The organism is uncultured Paracoccus sp., from assembly GCF_945915435.1.
Classification (GTDB): domain Bacteria; phylum Pseudomonadota; class Alphaproteobacteria; order Rhodobacterales; family Rhodobacteraceae; genus Paracoccus.
The window spans coordinates 24152-39663 of sequence record NZ_CAMEFG010000015.1 but is presented as its reverse complement, the minus strand read 5'-3'; the positions used below and the strand labels follow the sequence as shown (position 1 = coordinate 39663).

General features: G+C 68.0%; 12 protein-coding genes. 10 read left to right on the top strand and 2 right to left on the bottom strand.

Going from position 1 to position 15512, the window contains the following annotated elements; all coding sequences use genetic code 11:
• The 7 genes from tssK to Q0O97_RS07010 all read left to right on the top strand — a co-directional run bounded on the left by tssK (position 1) and on the right by Q0O97_RS07010 (position 11003).
• Positions 1-1335, top strand: coding sequence for a type VI secretion system baseplate subunit TssK (tssK, locus tag Q0O97_RS07040; protein ID WP_294926623.1), 1335 nt, complete (start codon positions 1-3; stop codon positions 1333-1335).
• Positions 1335-2969 carry a type VI secretion system protein TssL, long form gene (tssL, locus tag Q0O97_RS07035; RefSeq protein WP_294926622.1) on the top strand — a complete coding sequence of 545 codons (1635 nt, stop codon included), beginning with the start codon at positions 1335-1337 and terminating at the stop codon, positions 2967-2969. Before tssK ends, tssL begins: the two co-directional genes overlap by 1 nt.
• On the top strand, positions 2966-6595 hold the full coding sequence (tssM, locus tag Q0O97_RS07030) for a type VI secretion system membrane subunit TssM (protein ID WP_294926620.1): 3630 nt from the start codon (positions 2966-2968) through the stop codon (positions 6593-6595). Before tssL ends, tssM begins: the two co-directional genes overlap by 4 nt.
• Entirely contained in the window at positions 6574-7284 is a 711-nt protein-coding gene (tagF, locus tag Q0O97_RS07025) for a type VI secretion system-associated protein TagF (RefSeq protein ID WP_294926618.1), read from the top strand. The genes tssM and tagF overlap by 22 nt, the downstream gene beginning before the upstream one ends.
• On the top strand, positions 7281-8045 hold the full coding sequence (locus Q0O97_RS07020; protein WP_294926616.1) for a protein phosphatase 2C domain-containing protein: 765 nt from the start codon (positions 7281-7283) through the stop codon (positions 8043-8045). The genes tagF and Q0O97_RS07020 overlap by 4 nt, the downstream gene beginning before the upstream one ends.
• Complete coding sequence (locus tag Q0O97_RS07015; protein ID WP_294926615.1) at positions 8042-10057, top strand: serine/threonine-protein kinase; 2016 nt, start codon at positions 8042-8044, stop codon at positions 10055-10057. Before Q0O97_RS07020 ends, Q0O97_RS07015 begins: the two co-directional genes overlap by 4 nt.
• 205 nt (positions 10058-10262) lie before the next feature.
• Entirely contained in the window at positions 10263-11003 is a 741-nt protein-coding gene (locus Q0O97_RS07010; RefSeq protein WP_294926614.1) for a calcium-binding protein, read from the top strand.
• A gap of 46 nt (positions 11004-11049) precedes the next feature.
• Here Q0O97_RS07010 and Q0O97_RS07005 read toward each other — a convergent pair whose 3' ends face one another.
• Positions 11050-12345 carry a S8 family serine peptidase gene (locus Q0O97_RS07005; RefSeq protein ID WP_294926612.1) on the bottom strand — a complete coding sequence of 432 codons (1296 nt, stop codon included), beginning with the start codon at positions 12343-12345 and terminating at the stop codon, positions 11050-11052.
• 99 nt (positions 12346-12444) lie between these two features.
• Between Q0O97_RS07005 and Q0O97_RS07000 the strand changes: the two genes are divergently transcribed.
• Complete coding sequence (locus tag Q0O97_RS07000; RefSeq protein WP_294926610.1) at positions 12445-12936, top strand: RNA polymerase sigma factor; 492 nt, start codon at positions 12445-12447, stop codon at positions 12934-12936.
• Between the two features lie 50 nt (positions 12937-12986).
• Positions 12987-13682 carry a hypothetical protein gene (locus Q0O97_RS06995; protein ID WP_294926609.1) on the top strand — a complete coding sequence of 232 codons (696 nt, stop codon included), beginning with the start codon at positions 12987-12989 and terminating at the stop codon, positions 13680-13682.
• Positions 13683-13802: 120 nt separating this feature from the next.
• On the opposite strand, the gene Q0O97_RS06990 is transcribed toward Q0O97_RS06995, so the two are convergent.
• Positions 13803-14162, bottom strand: a complete 360-nt coding sequence (locus Q0O97_RS06990) for a hypothetical protein (protein WP_294926607.1) — start codon at positions 14160-14162, stop codon at positions 13803-13805.
• A gap of 236 nt (positions 14163-14398) precedes the next feature.
• Between Q0O97_RS06990 and Q0O97_RS06985 the strand changes: the two genes are divergently transcribed.
• Positions 14399-15502 carry a hypothetical protein gene (locus Q0O97_RS06985; protein WP_294926605.1) on the top strand — a complete coding sequence of 368 codons (1104 nt, stop codon included), beginning with the start codon at positions 14399-14401 and terminating at the stop codon, positions 15500-15502.
• Positions 15503-15512 lie beyond the last annotated feature (10 nt).

Here is a 15512-nt window from a genome sequence, read left to right as displayed (position 1 = left end):
ATGTCCTGGTTCAGCAAAGTCGCCTGGAAGGAAGGTCTTTTTCTTCAGCCGCACCACCTTCAGCAGGCCGACCGCTATGTCGAGAATCTGATACAATCGCGGACCCGCGCCATCACCCCCTATCCCTGGGGCGTGGTCGAGATGGTGATGGACCGCGATCAGGCGCAGCAGGGGCGGATCGCGCTGCGCAGCGTCTCGGGGCTGATGCCGGACGGCACGCCGTTCGAGGCGCCGGGCACCGGGCCGCTGCCGGTCCCGGTCGATGTGCCCGACGATGCGGCGGGGATGTTCATCTGGCTGACGCTGCCCGACGTTTCGCCCAACAACCGCGACGCCGCGCCTTACGATGACGAAGGCTCGGCCACGCGCTGGGGGATCGTGGCGGAAACGGTCAGCGATTCCAGTTCCTCGATGCGCAGCGAACAGGTGCTAGAGCTGGCCGTTCCGCGGCTGGAACTGGCGGTGCGCAAGACCCCGCGTCCCGGTTACCAGAACCTGCGCCTTGCCCGCATCACCGAGGTGCGCGATGGCGTCGTGACCATCGACGAAACCGTGCCGCCGCCTGCGCTGGTCATCGGGGCGCATCCTCAGGTGCTGGGCTACCTGACCCGCGTGATCGGCTGGGTCGAGGCGCGGCTGGAATCGCTGGCGCGCTATGCGGCCGACCCGTCCTCGGGCGGGGGGTTGCAGGCCACCGATTACCTGATGCTGATGCTGCTCAACCGCGAGATCGGGGCGCTGCGCCACATGTCGCGCACCCATGCCATCCACCCCGAGCGCCTGTTCGAGCGCCTGGTGATGCTGGCTGGCGAACTGGCCAGCTTCGACAGCGGCAGCCGCCAGGCCCCCGATTACGAAGGATACGACCACGGCGATCTCAAGACCTGCTTTTCGCCCGTGGTCGCCGACATCCAGCGCCTGCTGTCGCGCGAAGTGGGCCGCGCCATCCGGCTGCTGTTGCGGCAGGTCCGCCAGAATTCCTACCTGGCCGAGGTCAAGGACCGCAACCTGTTCCGCGAGGCCAGCTTTATCGTCGAGGTCGAATCGGCCAAGCCGCTGACGCAGGTGCAGGCGCAGTTTCCTGAACTGTGCAAGGTCGGGCCGAACACCCGCATGTCGGAAATCGTCAACAACAACCTGCCCGGCATCGGCTTGCAGCACCTGCCCAACCCGCCGCGCCAGATCCGGGTGCTGTCCTCGAACGTCTATTTCCGGCTGGAAAAGAACTCGCCCCTGTGGCGCGAGTTTTCCACCGCGCCCGCCATCGGGATGCATTTCGCGGGGGACTGGCCCGAGTTGAAGCTTGAACTCTGGGCGATACCGGAGAAAGCCTGATGAGCGGCGGCGACGATCACGACAGGACGGTTTTCGGCGGCGCGCTGCCACCGAAGGGGCCGGGTTCCGACAGCCCCTTCGACCAGCGTCCCGGCCACGGCACGACCGGGATCGGCGGCCCTGTCCAGGGCGAGCGCACCGTGATCGGCGGGACCGCGCCCTGGCAGGGCGGCGGCATCGGCCAGCCGCCCGGAATTGCGCCGCAGCCCCGGCAGGACGACACATGGATCGGCGCGGGTGCGCCGCAGCCCTATCCGTCATCGCCGCAGCGTCCTGCCGGCGGCACGATCGGGCGGGCGACCGCTTCGGATCAGGGCTTTTTCCCCGAATTTCACCGCGACCAGCCCGCCGCGCCGCAGCGCAACATGCCGCGCATTCCCCTGCACGACGCCCTGCGCGTCAGCGAGATCGGCGGGGGGTCGTCCACCAACCCGCTTCTGGCCTCGGCGGCCAGCCTGCTGATCCTGCTGGGCCGCTTGCGCACGGGCATGGTCGATTTGCAGGTCGCGCCGCTGATGGAACATGTCACCATCGAGATCGACAGGTTCGAGCGTAACGCGCTGGCCGCCGGCGTCGATCCGCACGAGGCGCTGGTGGCGAAATACGCGCTTTCGGGCACGGCGGACGACATCGTGCAGAACCTGCCCGGCTCGGATCGCGGAAGCTGGCAGCAATATTCGATGGTCGCGCGTTTCTTTCACAAGCGCGATTCCGGCGTGGGTTTCTTTCAAGAGGCCGAAAAGGCCATGCAGGCCCCCGCGCAACGCTACAACCTGCTGGAGCTGATGCTGGTCTGCATGTCGCTGGGTTTCGAGGGGCAGTTCCGCACCGCCCCCAATGGCGCGGTCGAACTGGCCCGCATCCGCAAGGCGATCTACGAGACGTTGCGCCGCATCCACCCCCGCCCCGACGAGGACGTGTCGGTGATGTGGGAACCCGTGGTGCAGGACCGCGGCCGCCGCTTTTTCGCGATCCCGCTGCCGGTGGTCTTCGGCGGCGCGGCGATTGCGGTGGTGGCGCTGTTCGCGACGCTGACCACGCTGATCAACCGCGACGGGGCCGAGGCCGCCGAAACGCTGCGCACCCTGCATCAGGGCGCGCCGGTGATCTCGATCCAGCGGGTGCCCGGCGCGGCCTATGTCGCGCCCGTCCCGCAGCTTGACCGCATCCGCGCGGCGCTGGCGGCGGAAATCGAAAGCGGCTCGGTCGGGGTCGAGGCGCGGGGGGATTACATCGCGATCCGTGTGGGGAACCTGCAACTTTTCGACCTGGGCCAGACGGCGGTCAAGGACGGTTTCGCCCCTATGGCCGCGCGCATCACCGAGGTCCTGAACGCCGAGGGCGGGCCGGTGCTGGTGCAGGGCTTCACCGACAACCTGCCCCTGTCCGGGCGCGGGCAATACAAGGACAACTATCAGCTTTCCGAGGCGCGGGCCGAAGCCGTGCGCGACTTGCTGGCCGCCACCATCGACGACCCCGCCCGCATTCGCGTCGAGGGCCGGGGCGAGGAAAACCCCGTCGCCGACAACGACACCGAAGAGGGCCGTGCCCGGAACCGCCGCGTCGAGGTCATGCTGGCGCGCGAAGGCAGCTATGATGCCGCGCCCGCCACCGAAGAGGAGGCCGCCCCGTGAGGTTTCTCGGCTTGCCGCTTCCGCGCCTTCGCAATCGTCCCTGGCTGCGCTGGGTCCTGATCGTCCTGGGATTCGCGGGCTTTGTCGCCGCCGTCTGGTGGGGCGGTCCGATGACCGGCTGGGCGCCTTTGGCAACCGTCCTGTGGCGCGTCGTCATCATCGGTGTGGTGCTGGCGGTCTTTGCCACGATCGCGCTGATCCGCTGGCGCCGCCGCGTCCGCGCCGCCCGCCAGATCGAGGATGCGCTGATCCCCGCCGAGCCCGAGGGCGACGGCAAGGTCCTGGCCGAGAAGATGACCGGGGCGATGGCCGTCCTGAAGAAATCGGGTGGCGCGTCATATCTTTACGACCTGCCCTGGTATGTCATCATCGGCCCGCCCGGCGCGGGCAAGACCACCGCGCTGGCCAATTCCGGGATCGAGTTTCCCTTGTCGCAGGATCAGGCGATCTCGGGCTTTGGCGGCACGCGCTATGTCGATTTCTGGTTTGCCGAGGACGCGGTGCTGATCGACACGGCGGGCCGCTATACCACGCAGGACAGCGACGGGGTGGCCGACAAGGCAAGCTGGTCGTCCTTTCTGGAACTGCTGAAAAAGACCCGCCCGAACCGGCCCATCAACGGGGTGATCCTGTCCTTCTCGGTCGAGGACATGATGAAGGGCGACGACATCTCGCTGAAGCATCACGCCGAAACCGTGCGCGCCCGGCTGGCCGAGGTGCATGAGACGCTGAAGATCGACTTTCCGGTCTATGTCATGTTCACCAAGGCCGACCTGATCGCCGGTTTCCGCGAATATTTCGCCAGCTTCAGCCTCAACCGCCGCAAGCTGGTCTGGGGTGTCACCTTCCAGACCAAGGACCGCAAGGCCATCACCCATGAGGCCGTCCCGGCCGAGTTCGACCGGCTGGTCAGCCGCCTTTCGGACGAGATCATCGACCGCATGTCCGAGGAACCCGACGGCATTTCCCGCATCGCGATCTTTGGCCTGCCGGGGCAGATGGCGCTGATGCGGGCCAATGTCTCGACCTTCCTGCGCCGCGTGTTCGAACCCACGCGCTACAAGACCAATGCGATCCTGCGGGGGTTCTACTTCACCTCGGGCACGCAGGAAGGCACGCCCATCGACCAGGTCCTGGGCGCGATGAGCCGCGACGAAAGCGCCGCCTTCCAGCCCGCCTTCATGTCAGGGCGCGGAAAAAGCTATTTCATCCACGACCTGCTGAAGCGGGTGATCTTTCCCGAACAGGGCTGGGTCTCGCACGACCGCAAGGCGGTGCGGCGCGAGTTGATCCTGCGGGTTTCGGCGCTGGCGGCGATCCTGCTGATCTCGGTCGGCACGATGGCGGCGCTTGGCTACAGCTACTGGAAGAACCGTAACCTGGTGCAGACGGCGCAGGCCGAAACTGCCGCCTATGCCCGCGATGCCCATGACGAGCTTGTGCGCGAGGTCGTGGACGACCCCGACCTGCGCGCGGTCCTGCCCCATCTGAACGACCTTGAAACCATGCCCGCAGGCTATGGCGACAGCGAAGAGGCCGGGTTCTTCGAGGGCCTGGGCCTGGGCCAGCGCGACCGGCTGGGCCGCGCCACCGCCAGCGCCTATTCCGATGCGCTGGAGCGGATGCTGCGCCCCCGGCTGGTGCTGGATATCGAGCGCAAGATGGCCGACATCATCCAGAGCGGCGAGATGACCGACATCTACCGCGCGCTCAAGGTCTATCTGCTGCTGGGCGGGCAGGGCGAAAGCGCCGACGACGATGCGATCCGCAACTGGTTCGCGCAGGAATGGCGCGGCGAATACACGGATCGGGCGGGCGTCGATACCCGCGAACGCCTTGCGCGCCACCTTGACGCGATGCTGTCGCTGGACGGCGACCGGCAGTTGCTGGTGACGCTGAACCAATCCACGGTCGAGGCCGCGCGCGCCGCCATTGCCCAACTGCCGCTGGACGAACAGGCCTATGCGCTGATCCAGGACGGCGCGCTGGCGGCGGGCGTGCCCGACTGGCAGCTTGCCCAGGTGGTCCCCAACGCCTCGCAGGTGTTCCGCACGCGCGACGGCTCGGACCTGGGCACGCTGGTGGTCCCGGCGATCTATACCTACGAAGGCTTCTGGGGCTATTTCTATGATCAGCTTGCCGTGGTCGAGGATCAGTTGCGCCGCGACCAGTGGGTGCTTGGCGACCTGGCCAGCAGCACCGAGATCGAGGGCCGCCTGAGCCGGCTGGAACGCGACCTGATGGAGCGTTACCACCGCGAATTCATCGCCGCCTGGAACGGGGTTCTGGGCAACCTGGCGATGAATTCGATGGTCGCCGACCGGCCCCGCTACGCAGCGCTCGGCACGGTCGCCTCGGCCCAGAACTCGCCCCTGCTGGAACTGGTCAAGGCGGTCGATGACCAGACCTGGCTGATGCGAGAGCTTGAGGGGATCGACGAACTGACCCCCGAGGCGCTGGCGGGCGGCGGCAGTGGCGGCGCGGGGGGCGAGGTCACGGGCCAGCTTGGCCGCGCGATGTTCCAGCGTGTCCAGTCGCGGTCGGGCGGGGTTCAGCGGATGCTGCTGGATGCCGCCGACAGCCAGCGCGGCAAGGGCCAGGCGCGGCCTGCCTCGGCAGGTGGCGGGGGTGGCGACGGCGAAAGCTACAGCGTGATGCGCGTGATCGAGCAGATCTCGGGTGCGTTCGAACGCTGGCACGAACTGGCGCTTGGCGATCCCGGCCAGCGGCCCATCGACACGATCATCGGCAATTTCGTGGCCGTCTTCAACAATCTGCGTGAAGCGGAATATAATGCCGACCAGGCTGCCGCGGCGCTGCCGACGCTGCTGACCTCGCTCACGCAATACAACTCGCAACTGCCCGAGCCGTTGGCGCAGCTTGTCAACGACGCCGAGGGCGATTTCCGCAGCGGCGCCTCGGATGCCAGCGTCGAGACGATGAATCGCGCGCTGACGAACCAGATCACCTTCTTCTGCCGCGAGAATATCGCCTCGGCCTATCCCTTCGGCAGCACGGACCGCAGCCTGTCGGTCGAGAACTTCTCTCGCTTCTTCGGGCCGGGGGGTGAGATGGACCGTTATTTCACCGAATATCTCGAACCCTATGTCGAACGCAGCGAACAGGGGATGCGCTATCGCGAGGATCGCGAGGTCAGCCAGCGCCTCGACCCCAATACCCTGCGCCAGTTCGAGCGGGCCGAACGCATCCGCCGCGCCTTCTTCGCGGGCGGCGGGTCCGAGCCATCCGTCGAGATCACCATCGCGCAGGTCGATGCCCATCCGACCATCGAAAGCGCGCTGTTGACGATCAACGACGAGATGATCCCGACCGTCACCGGCTCGGCCCCGCGCACGGTCACCTGGCCCGGACGGGGGCGGTCCACGGTGCTTCAGATCAGCCCCGGCCTCGACCGGGTTTCGCGCGTGGCGTTCGAGGGCAGCTCGTGGACCTTCATGCAGTTCCTGGCCTCGGCCGCGTCGCGCGACCAGCGGGGCGATACGCTGCGCGCCGTCTTTAACGTGGGCGGGCGCAACATCGCCTATGATTTCACCATCAACGCCGTGACCAACCCCTTCACCATGCCCGAGATCAGGGATTTCGAATGCCCGCAGAGCATCGACTGACCGCGCCGGGGGCCGCCGCGCTGTTCGGCAAGCACCCCGGCCACGGCGATTTCATCGCCGCCGGATTGCCCGACGACACCGGGCGCATCCTGTCGGAATGGCTGGGCACCACCCTGGGCGAGGTGCGCGAACTGATGGGCGAGGGCTGGGCGGCGGTGCAGGACAGCCCGCTGGCCCTGCGCTTCTGGCTGGGCGGGGGCGTGGCGGGCGGCGGTCCCTGGCGCGGCGCGATGCGCATGTCCGCCGACAAGGTGGGGCGGCGCTATCCGCTGCTGGTCATGCAGCGGGCCGGGCCGGACAGCCTGCCGACGGTCCAGACCGCGCAGGCGTTTTACCAGGCGGCGGAATCCGCGCTGGCCGCCATGCTGGCCGAACCTGCGCTGGTGCCCCAGCAGGCCGCGCAGGGGCTGGCCGATCTTTTCGCGGGCCATGCGCCGGGGACCGAAGCGGCCTCGGACCCGATGTTCTGGGCGATCAAGCAGACGGGCGATGCCGCGCAGCTTTGCGCCGAGGTCGCACTGACCGATCTGGTTGCCGCCGCCAGCGGGCGCAGCTACTGGTGGTTTTCCAATGAATTCGCGGGGGTGTCGGGTATTCTGGGCTGCAACGGCCTGCCCGGTGCGCAGGCGCTGGCCTGGCTGCTGGGTGGCGGGGTCGCGCGACAGGACGGGCAAGGGGGGCAAGCATGACCGGGGACGAGACCGGCTTTCATTTCGTTTCGGGCGCCTGCTCGCACAAGGGAATGGTGCGCGCGCATAACGAGGACGCCCATGTCATGCTGCCCGGCACGGGCATCTGGGTCGTCGCCGACGGCATGGGCGGGCACGAGGCGGGCGATATCGCCAGCCGGCTGATCGTCGAGGAAATATCCTCGGTCGGGTTGCCGGTTTCGGCGCAGGACCAGCGCGCGCGGTTTTCGCAGCGGCTGATCCGCGCGAATGAACGCATCCTTGCCCATGCCCAGGCCCGCAACCTGTCCACGGTCGGCTCGACCGTGGCCGCGCTGATGATCCACGGTCACGAACTGGCCTGCACTTGGGCGGGCGACAGCCGCGTCTACCTGCTGCGCAAGGGCCTGCTGACCCGGCTGACGACCGACCACAGCGAAGTCGCGCGCCTGATCGCCGCCGGTGAGTTGACCGAGGAAGAGGCCCGCCGCTCGCCCTCGCGCAATGTCATCACGCGGGCCATCGGCATCCAGTTGCATCCGAACCCCGAAACCGTCACCGGCGTGGTCGAGCCGAACGACCTGTTCCTGCTGTGTTCGGACGGGCTGACCGAACATAACAGCGACGACGACCTGCGGCAGATGCTGCTGCAACCCGGATCGCCCGAGACCCTGGCCCGGCGGCTGATCGAGCAGACGCTGGCACGCGGGGCGCGCGACAATGTCACCGCCATCGTCATGTGCTGCCAGCCGGTCGAAGCCAGGGATGACGCCGGGGAATGAGCGATCCTGAAAAGGACAGGCCCGATACCAGCCCGCCGGGTGACGACCGGACCCGCATCGCGCCGTCCGATCCTGCGGCTGACGGCCCGGCGCAGGGTGACGCGACCCGCATCGCCGACACCGAATCGCCGCCGGACGCCCCCGCCGACATCGTTCAGCCGGGCGTCCTGATCAACGACAATTATCGCATTCTGGATACCGTCAGCGCGGGCGGCATGGGCGAGGTCTACCGCGCCGAGAACATCTTTACCGGCGATCCCGTCGCGGTGAAGATCATCCTGCCCAACCTTGCGCGCGACGAATCCATCATCGACCTGTTCCGGCGCGAGGCGCGCATCCTTGTCCAGATGCGCGACGATGCCATCGTGCGCTATCACAATTTCGTCCGCGACAAGGGTCTGGACCGTTACTGCCTGATCATGGAATTCGTGGACGGCCAGCACCTGTGGGACCGGGTGAAGCAGGCGGGCGCGCTGGACGCCGACCAGGCGCTGGTGCTGCTGCGGCGGCTGGCCAAGGGGCTGGCGCAGGCCCATGCGCGCGGCGTCACCCACCGCGACCTGTCCCCCGACAATGTCATCCTGCGCGACAACCGCATCGAGGAAGCCGTGCTGATCGACTTCGGCATCGCCCGCTCGACCGAGCTTGGGGATGGTCTGGCGGGGCGTTTCGCAGGCAAGTTCAAGTATATCGCGCCCGAGCAGATGGGGCATGGCCGGGGCGAGGTCGGCCCCGCCGCCGATGTCTACGGCCTTGCGCTGATGATCGCCGCCGCGGTGCGGGGCGAGCCGCTGGACATGGGCACGAACATCGTCGATGCCTCCGAGGCGCGTCGCTCGATCCCCGATCTGACGGGGATATCGCACCGGGTCTATCCGCTGCTTCAGCACATGCTGGAACCCGATCCCGAGATGCGTCCGCACGACATGGAGGCGCTGCTGAACATCCTCGACGATCCCTCGCACCTGCCTGCGCGTTACCGGATGCCGCTGTGGCATGCCCGCCCCGCGCCCGCATCCCCGACGACGCAGGCCGAGGACGACGTGACCGGCAGCCTGGGGCGGCTGTCCCGGACCAGCGCGCGGTCCGACCTGGATTCCTCCAGCCCCTTCGCCGGGCTGGAACCCCCGCCGCCGGTGGCGATGCCTGTGCAAAAGACCCGCAAGCTGCGCCCCTGGCTGCTGGCGGGTGCGGCGGCGGCGGTTCTGACTGCCGGGGCGGGGGCCTTCCTGCTGCGGGGTGATCCGCCCGCGCCCGAGACGCCCGCACAGATCGCCGAGGCCGAGCCGGACGACCTGCCCCCCTTGCCCGCCCGCGATATCCAGACCCGCGACGGTTTCCTGGCCGAGCAGGCGGTGGCGCCCTGCACCTTCGTTTCGCGCATCCCGACCGGCGCGGATGCGGGCAAGCTTGGCGCGCTGTCCGATCAGCCGCAATCCTTCGACGAATTGCTGCGCGCCTATTCCGGGCAATTCGGCACCAGCCCCGCCGTGGTCTTTGCCCGGACCACGCAGGCCCAATGCGCGGCGCTGGATTTCGCGCGTGCGCTGTCGGGACGGGTCGCGGCGCCGCCCGCGCTGTCGCTGGACATGGCTTCGACCATCAGCGGCGAAAGCGTGTCGGGCCGTATCCGCGAATTGCGGGGGCGCAGCCTGTGGCTGTTCGTGGTCTCGTCCAGGGGCGGGGTTTACGACCTGTCCTCGACCGCGGTGGCGCAGGCGGACGGGTCCTTTGCCTTCGATTTCGGCATCTCGCTTGCGGCGGATGAGGCCGGGCCGCAGCCGCAACTGGTCATGGCCCTTGCCAGCGACGCGCCGCTGGCCAGCGTTGCCGCCGCCCCCGCGGGCAGCAATGCCGGCACCCTGCTGCCGCTGGTGATGGATGAGATCCGCCGCAACGGCGGCAATGCCGCGCTGGATCTGGCCCTGCTGACCGTGCGCCCCGATCTGCCCCCCGAGGCGGAACCGGATGAGGCCGAGCCGGATGGGGACGCAGCACCCGGCAGTCCGTGAACTCAACCGCAAGCCGCTGCAAGCGAACCGGGCCCGGTTGAATATTACCCAAAACAAACAATCGGTTCCGCGACTTTCTGCCGATGGTCGGCGGATGGCCGCGAAGTCGATTGAACGGCCCCGCCCCTGCCTTCATTTCTGAACCGGCCCACCTTTGCGGGCAGCGAGTGCGCTCGTGCTTTTTCATGATTAAGGAGTTTCTGAGATGAGAACGATTACAGGCAGCATGATCGCCGATCTTATCGTCGGCACCCCCCTTGGCGATCTGATCAAGTCGTTTGCCGGGGACGATACCGTTCGCGGCGGCGGTGGCCACGACACCATCTTTGCGGGTCTTGGCGATGACGAGGTCTTCGGCGGGCCGGGCAACGACCTGCTGTATTCCGGCGATGGCAACGACACCGTCTGGGGCGGTCAGGGCCACGGCCGCATCTATGCCGGTGCGGGCGATGACGAAATCCACGGCGGCATGGGCAACGATCAGATCGTGGCCGGTCCGGGCAATGATACCGTCTGGGGTGGTCAGGGCCATGACGTGCTGAACGGCGGTTCGGGCGACGACCTGCTGTTCGGCGGCATGGGCAACGACATCCTGTTCGGCGGCGACGGCGACGACATGCTGCACGGCGACCGGGGCCATGACGCCCTGTATGGGGGTCAGGGCAACGATACGCTGAGCGGCGGGCAGGGCAACGACACTCTGACCGGCGGCGCGGGCGAGGATGTCTTCGTCTTTACCGCGGGCCGCGACCGGATCACCGATTTCCGCTCGGGCGAGGATACCATCGACCTTTCCCATTTCGCGCCCCGGATCGACAGCTTCGACGACATCCTGGCCGCCGCGAGCGATGGCAACGGCGGCGTCTCGATCCAGTTCGGCACGCATCGCCTGCTGGTGGAAAACACCCAACTGTCCAACCTGGATGCCGAGGATTTCATCTGGTAGGCGCCAACCGGGACAAGGCCCCCTTCGCTGACGGCGAGGGGGGCATTCAGCCCGCCTGGTGCGGGGCGGTGCAATCCGCCGGCGCGCTGACAAGCCCGTATCCGAAGATCTCGTCACGGCCCGCCGGGCCAAGGTCGCTGGCCTGCGACAGCAGGGCCTGGCGGACCTGATCCGGCGTCATTTGCGGGTCCCGTTGCAGCAGCAAGGCAGCGGCGGCGGTGACGAAGGGCGCGGCGAATGAGGTGCCCGTCCGCACCCGCGCGCCCCTGACCGAGGCCGCCGTCCACACATCCACGCCCGGCGCGGCAAGGTCGATATGCTCGCCCCGGATCGCGCGGCGATAGACCTCGCCCCGGCGATCGACGGCGGTGACCGCGATCACCTGGCCGTAGCCGGCGGGATAGGCCGGTTCGGCGCGCGGGCCGTCGTTTCCCGCGGCGGCGACCATGACCACGCCGCGGTCGTGCAACTGGACGATCTGCCGCTCCAGCGCCGCGTTAGGCGGCCCTGCAAGGCTGAGGTTCACCACCTTCGCGCCGCGCTGGGCAAGCAGGTCCATCGCCTCGATCAAGGCAAAGGCGTCCGCGCGCAGGTCGTTTCCCGCCTTGTGGAAGGCATCCACCGCCACCAGCCGCGCATGGGGCACAAGGCCGGGCGACCTGCTGTCGCGCTTGCCCACCAGCAGGGCCGCGACCGCCGTGCCATGCATCCGGTCGGGACCCTCCTGCCCGTCGATGCGATGAACCTCGATCATCGCACCGGCGAAAACCTCGTGGCTTTCGTTCAGGCCGGTATCGACCATGCCGATCAGGGGCGGCGTGCCCCCGCATTGCCAATAGCTGTCCTGCCAGCCGATCATGTCGCGGGCGGGGCAGTCGATGGTCTGGCAGGCGCCCTGTTCGGGACGGTAGAAGTGATTGAAATCCGCTGCCGGGGCCGAGCCGCTGTCGCGAACCGCCTCGCGCGCCTGATCCATGCTCAGATCGGCGGGTTTGCGCAGGCGCAGCATGGTGGTGCCGTCGGACAGGGTGGTGCGGCGAAGAACCTCGAAACCCCGATCCTGCAACAGGGCGACATCGCCGTCGCTTAGCCCGCGCGCAAGGATCTCGTCCGTCGCCTGCGCGGGCGGGGGCGCCACGGGCGCGGGCGCGCGTCGGGGCTGGACCCGCAGGCGCCGGGGGCCGTCGTCATCATCATCATCATCATCATCATCATCATCATCGTCATCGTCATCGTCATCGGCAAGGGCCGTGGCAAGCCATGATTGCCCCGGCTCCCGCGTTTCCATATCGGCGGTCAGCCCGATGCAGAGGGCAAGCAGGAACATGACGATTCTGGGCATCTACCCGCCTCCGATATGCTGGCTTTCTGGACAATTACGCTGCGGCGCAGATATTATTCCCGGCGCATTGGTTTTGCCTAGTCATTTGGGGATCGCGTCATGGACCCGGCTTTCGGCGACGAGCTTGTCCGACTCTTGCCGAATTTGAAACGGTTCGGCCTGTCCCTGTCGCGCCGCGCCGACGTGGCCGACGACCTGGTGCAGATCACGGTCGAGCGCGCCATCAAGGGCCATGACGGTTTCGACGGCGCCCTGCGGCTGGAGCCGTGGCTGTTTCGCATCATGCGCAACGCCTGGATCGACATGACCCGCCGCCAGCAGGTGCGGGGGGTCCAGGTCGATGTGTTCCAGATGCCCGAGGCCCTGCCCAACGACGATTCGGGCGCGATCGAGGCCCGGCTGATGCTGCGCTCGGTCGGGGCAGCGATGGCGGAACTGCCTGCCGATCAGCGCGAGATCCTGCACCTGGTCTGCATCGAGGACATGAGCTATGCCGAGGCCGCCGCCGTGCTGGAGATCCCGCCCGGCACGGTCATGAGCCGCCTGTCACGCGCACGGCTGGCGCTTTCCCGAAAGCTGGGAATAAAATGACCGGCGATGCGTTACCCCGATGCAGCGAAACCGGAACCGATGGATCAGCCATGCAGATCAGCGACGAAACCCTGATGGCCCTTGCCGACGGAGAACTTGCGCCCGAACTGGCGCGCGAGGTCTCGGCCGCGGTTGACCGCGATCCGGCGCTGGCGGCGCGGCTGGGGCAATTCACGCAGTCGCGGCAGGTCTTGCGGGATTGGGCGGCGCAGGTGGATCCGCCCTTGGTCGATCCGGCGGTCGAGGCGATGATCCGCGCGGCCTCGGCCACTCAGGCGAAATCCGCGCCCGCCAACCTCAACCGCCGCCCGCTGGCCGCCGTCGCGGCGGCGCTGGCGCTGGCCGTCGTCGGCCTGGGGCTTTACGCGGGTCTTGGCGATGGCGGGGCGGATGGGGGCAGGGATGCGCAGATGGCGGCGCTGGACCGGCTGCCCTCGGGCGAAAGCCAGGCGCTTGGCGACGGGTCGGAGCTTGTCGTGATCGCATCATACCGCAATGGCGCGGGCGAGCTCTGCCGCGAATACGAATTGCACGGCGGGCCGGATGGGCCGCGCTTGCATCTTGCCTGCCATCAGGACGGCACCGGCTGGGATGAGCGTTTCGGCATCGCGCTGAGCGGGCAGGACGGCGGTTTCGTCCCGGCCTCGGGCCAAGTCGAGGCGCTGGACGACTTTCTGCGCGAGACCGGCGCAGGCGCGCCGATGACCGATGCCGAAGAGCAGTCCGCGCTGGCGGGCCTGCGGTGAGGCGCGCGCCCCCGGCTGCGGCCGGACCGCCGCTTGGCCGGTCGTGCCGTTGGGTATTTTCATGAAGGAGAAGATGGGGCGCGGCGCTTTTTTCTGCCGCGTCGGGCGGGTTTCGGCCTGTCAGGGCGCGACGGAGGCCAGCGCGTCGCGCACCAGCAGAAGCTGGAAGCCAATGGCGCAGAGATCCACGACGATGAGCGCGGTCCAGGTGATGCGCCGGGACTTGGGGGTTTCCGGGTCCCAGTCGCGCCCGTTGCGCGCGTAATAGCCCATGAAGGCGATGACGGCGGGGGCGAGCAGGACGGCCCAGGTTCCGACCTCGAACGCGCGGGAGCGGCCCGTGCGGCTGAACGACTCGATCAGGATGCGGGTGTCCAGCGGCACGTTCACCAGGATATAGGCCGCGATGGCCAGGAGCAGCGCGGTGGCGGCGATCTGGAGGCGCAGCATGCGCAGGCGCGTGGGGTGGACGTGGGTCATGCCGGTTCCTTTTTGCTGGCCGCATTGCCGCAGCCTGTCGTTTGGCCATGCATATGTCGAAAATGACTGCTATCAAAGGGGGATAAGCGCCCGGTGCCGGGAACCTCGGCGATATGGGCGGCGTTATGCCGGGGGCGGTTGCCCCGGCGATTGCTGCCCCTGCCGTTCGGGCCGGGGCGGCCTTGGGCGCCCTGGCGGCGCTTGCCCGTTCCTTTCCCGTCAATCATGAGGTTTTGATGCTTTATCTCGATACCCCCTCCAGCAAGGACATCGCGCGCCTGAATGACACCCGTGCCGGGATCTGCGTCTCGGTCTATCTGCCGACGACGCCGCTGACGCAGGAGGTCCGGCAATCGCGGATCGGGCTGAAGAACCTGACGCGCGAGGCGATCGCGCAACTGGAAGGGGCGGGTCATGACAAGCGCGACGTGGCCATGATCGAGGAACATCTGAACGACCTGGCCGATGACGACGAGTTCTGGCGTTTCCAGGCCCACAGCCTTGCGATCTTCGTCACGCTGGATCAGGTGCGCACCTTCCGGCTGGCCAACAACCTGGGCGAACTGGTCGAGGTCTCGGACCGCTTTCACCTCAAGCCGCTGATCCGCGCCGTCACCTTTCCGCATTCGGCCTATGTGCTGGCGCTGTCGGAAAACGCCGCGCGGCTGGTGCGCATCCTGCCCGACCTTCCCGCGCAGGAGGTCGAGGTGGACGGCATGCCCGAAAGCATCGCCGAGGCCATCGGCATGCGCACGGGCGACGATTCGCCCGCGGGTCCGAACGTGCCGCGTTCGCGCATGGTGCAATATGTGCGCAAGATCGACGGGGCGCTGCGCCCGCTGCTGGCCTCGGGCCGCCTGCCGCTGGTGCTGGCCGCCGCGCAGCCGCTGGAGTCGGTGTTCCGTTCCGTCACCAGCCTTGCGCCGCTGGACGAGGGGATCGCGGGCAGCCACGACCACCTGGGCGCGGCTGAACTGGCCGAGGCCGCCCGCGCCGTCCTGGATGCGCATTATGCCCGCCAGATCGAGGACTTCCGCCAGCTTTACCAGCAGCGCAAGGACCAGCGCCGCGCGACCGGCGACCTGGCCGAGGCCGCCCGTGCCGCGACCTTCGGCAATGTGGATCGGCTGCTGGTCGATATCGGCGCGACGCTGAGCGGTTTCGTGGACGAGGAAAGCGGAGAGGTCACGCTGGACGATGCGGGCGACGCGCTGAACTATGGCGTCGTGGACGAGATCGCGGGCCGCGCGATGCGCACGGGCGCGACCGTGCTTGGCGTGCGTGCCGACGAGATCCCCGGCGGCCAGCCGCTGGCCGCGATCCTGCGCAGCCCGATCTGACCCAGCGGCT

Excerpts from the sequence above, each read along its gene's own strand:
- tssK (WP_294926623.1), top strand. The coding sequence starts at position 1 with ATGTCCTGGTTCAGCAAAGTCGCCTGGAAGGAAGGTCTTTTTCTTCAG.
- tssL (WP_294926622.1), top strand. The coding sequence starts at position 1,335 with ATGAGCGGCGGCGACGATCACGACAGGACGGTTTTCGGCGGCGCGCTG.
- tagF (WP_294926618.1), top strand. The coding sequence starts at position 6,574 with ATGCCCGCAGAGCATCGACTGACCGCGCCGGGGGCCGCCGCGCTGTTC.
- Q0O97_RS07020 (WP_294926616.1), top strand. The coding sequence starts at position 7,281 with ATGACCGGGGACGAGACCGGCTTTCATTTCGTTTCGGGCGCCTGCTCG.
- Q0O97_RS07015 (WP_294926615.1), top strand. The coding sequence starts at position 8,042 with ATGAGCGATCCTGAAAAGGACAGGCCCGATACCAGCCCGCCGGGTGAC.
- Q0O97_RS07010 (WP_294926614.1), top strand. The coding sequence starts at position 10,263 with ATGAGAACGATTACAGGCAGCATGATCGCCGATCTTATCGTCGGCACC.
- Q0O97_RS07005 (WP_294926612.1), bottom strand. The coding sequence starts at position 12,345 with ATGCCCAGAATCGTCATGTTCCTGCTTGCCCTCTGCATCGGGCTGACC.
- Q0O97_RS07000 (WP_294926610.1), top strand. The coding sequence starts at position 12,445 with ATGGACCCGGCTTTCGGCGACGAGCTTGTCCGACTCTTGCCGAATTTG.
- Q0O97_RS06995 (WP_294926609.1), top strand. The coding sequence starts at position 12,987 with ATGCAGATCAGCGACGAAACCCTGATGGCCCTTGCCGACGGAGAACTT.
- Q0O97_RS06990 (WP_294926607.1), bottom strand. The coding sequence starts at position 14,162 with ATGACCCACGTCCACCCCACGCGCCTGCGCATGCTGCGCCTCCAGATC.
- Q0O97_RS06985 (WP_294926605.1), top strand. The coding sequence starts at position 14,399 with ATGCTTTATCTCGATACCCCCTCCAGCAAGGACATCGCGCGCCTGAAT.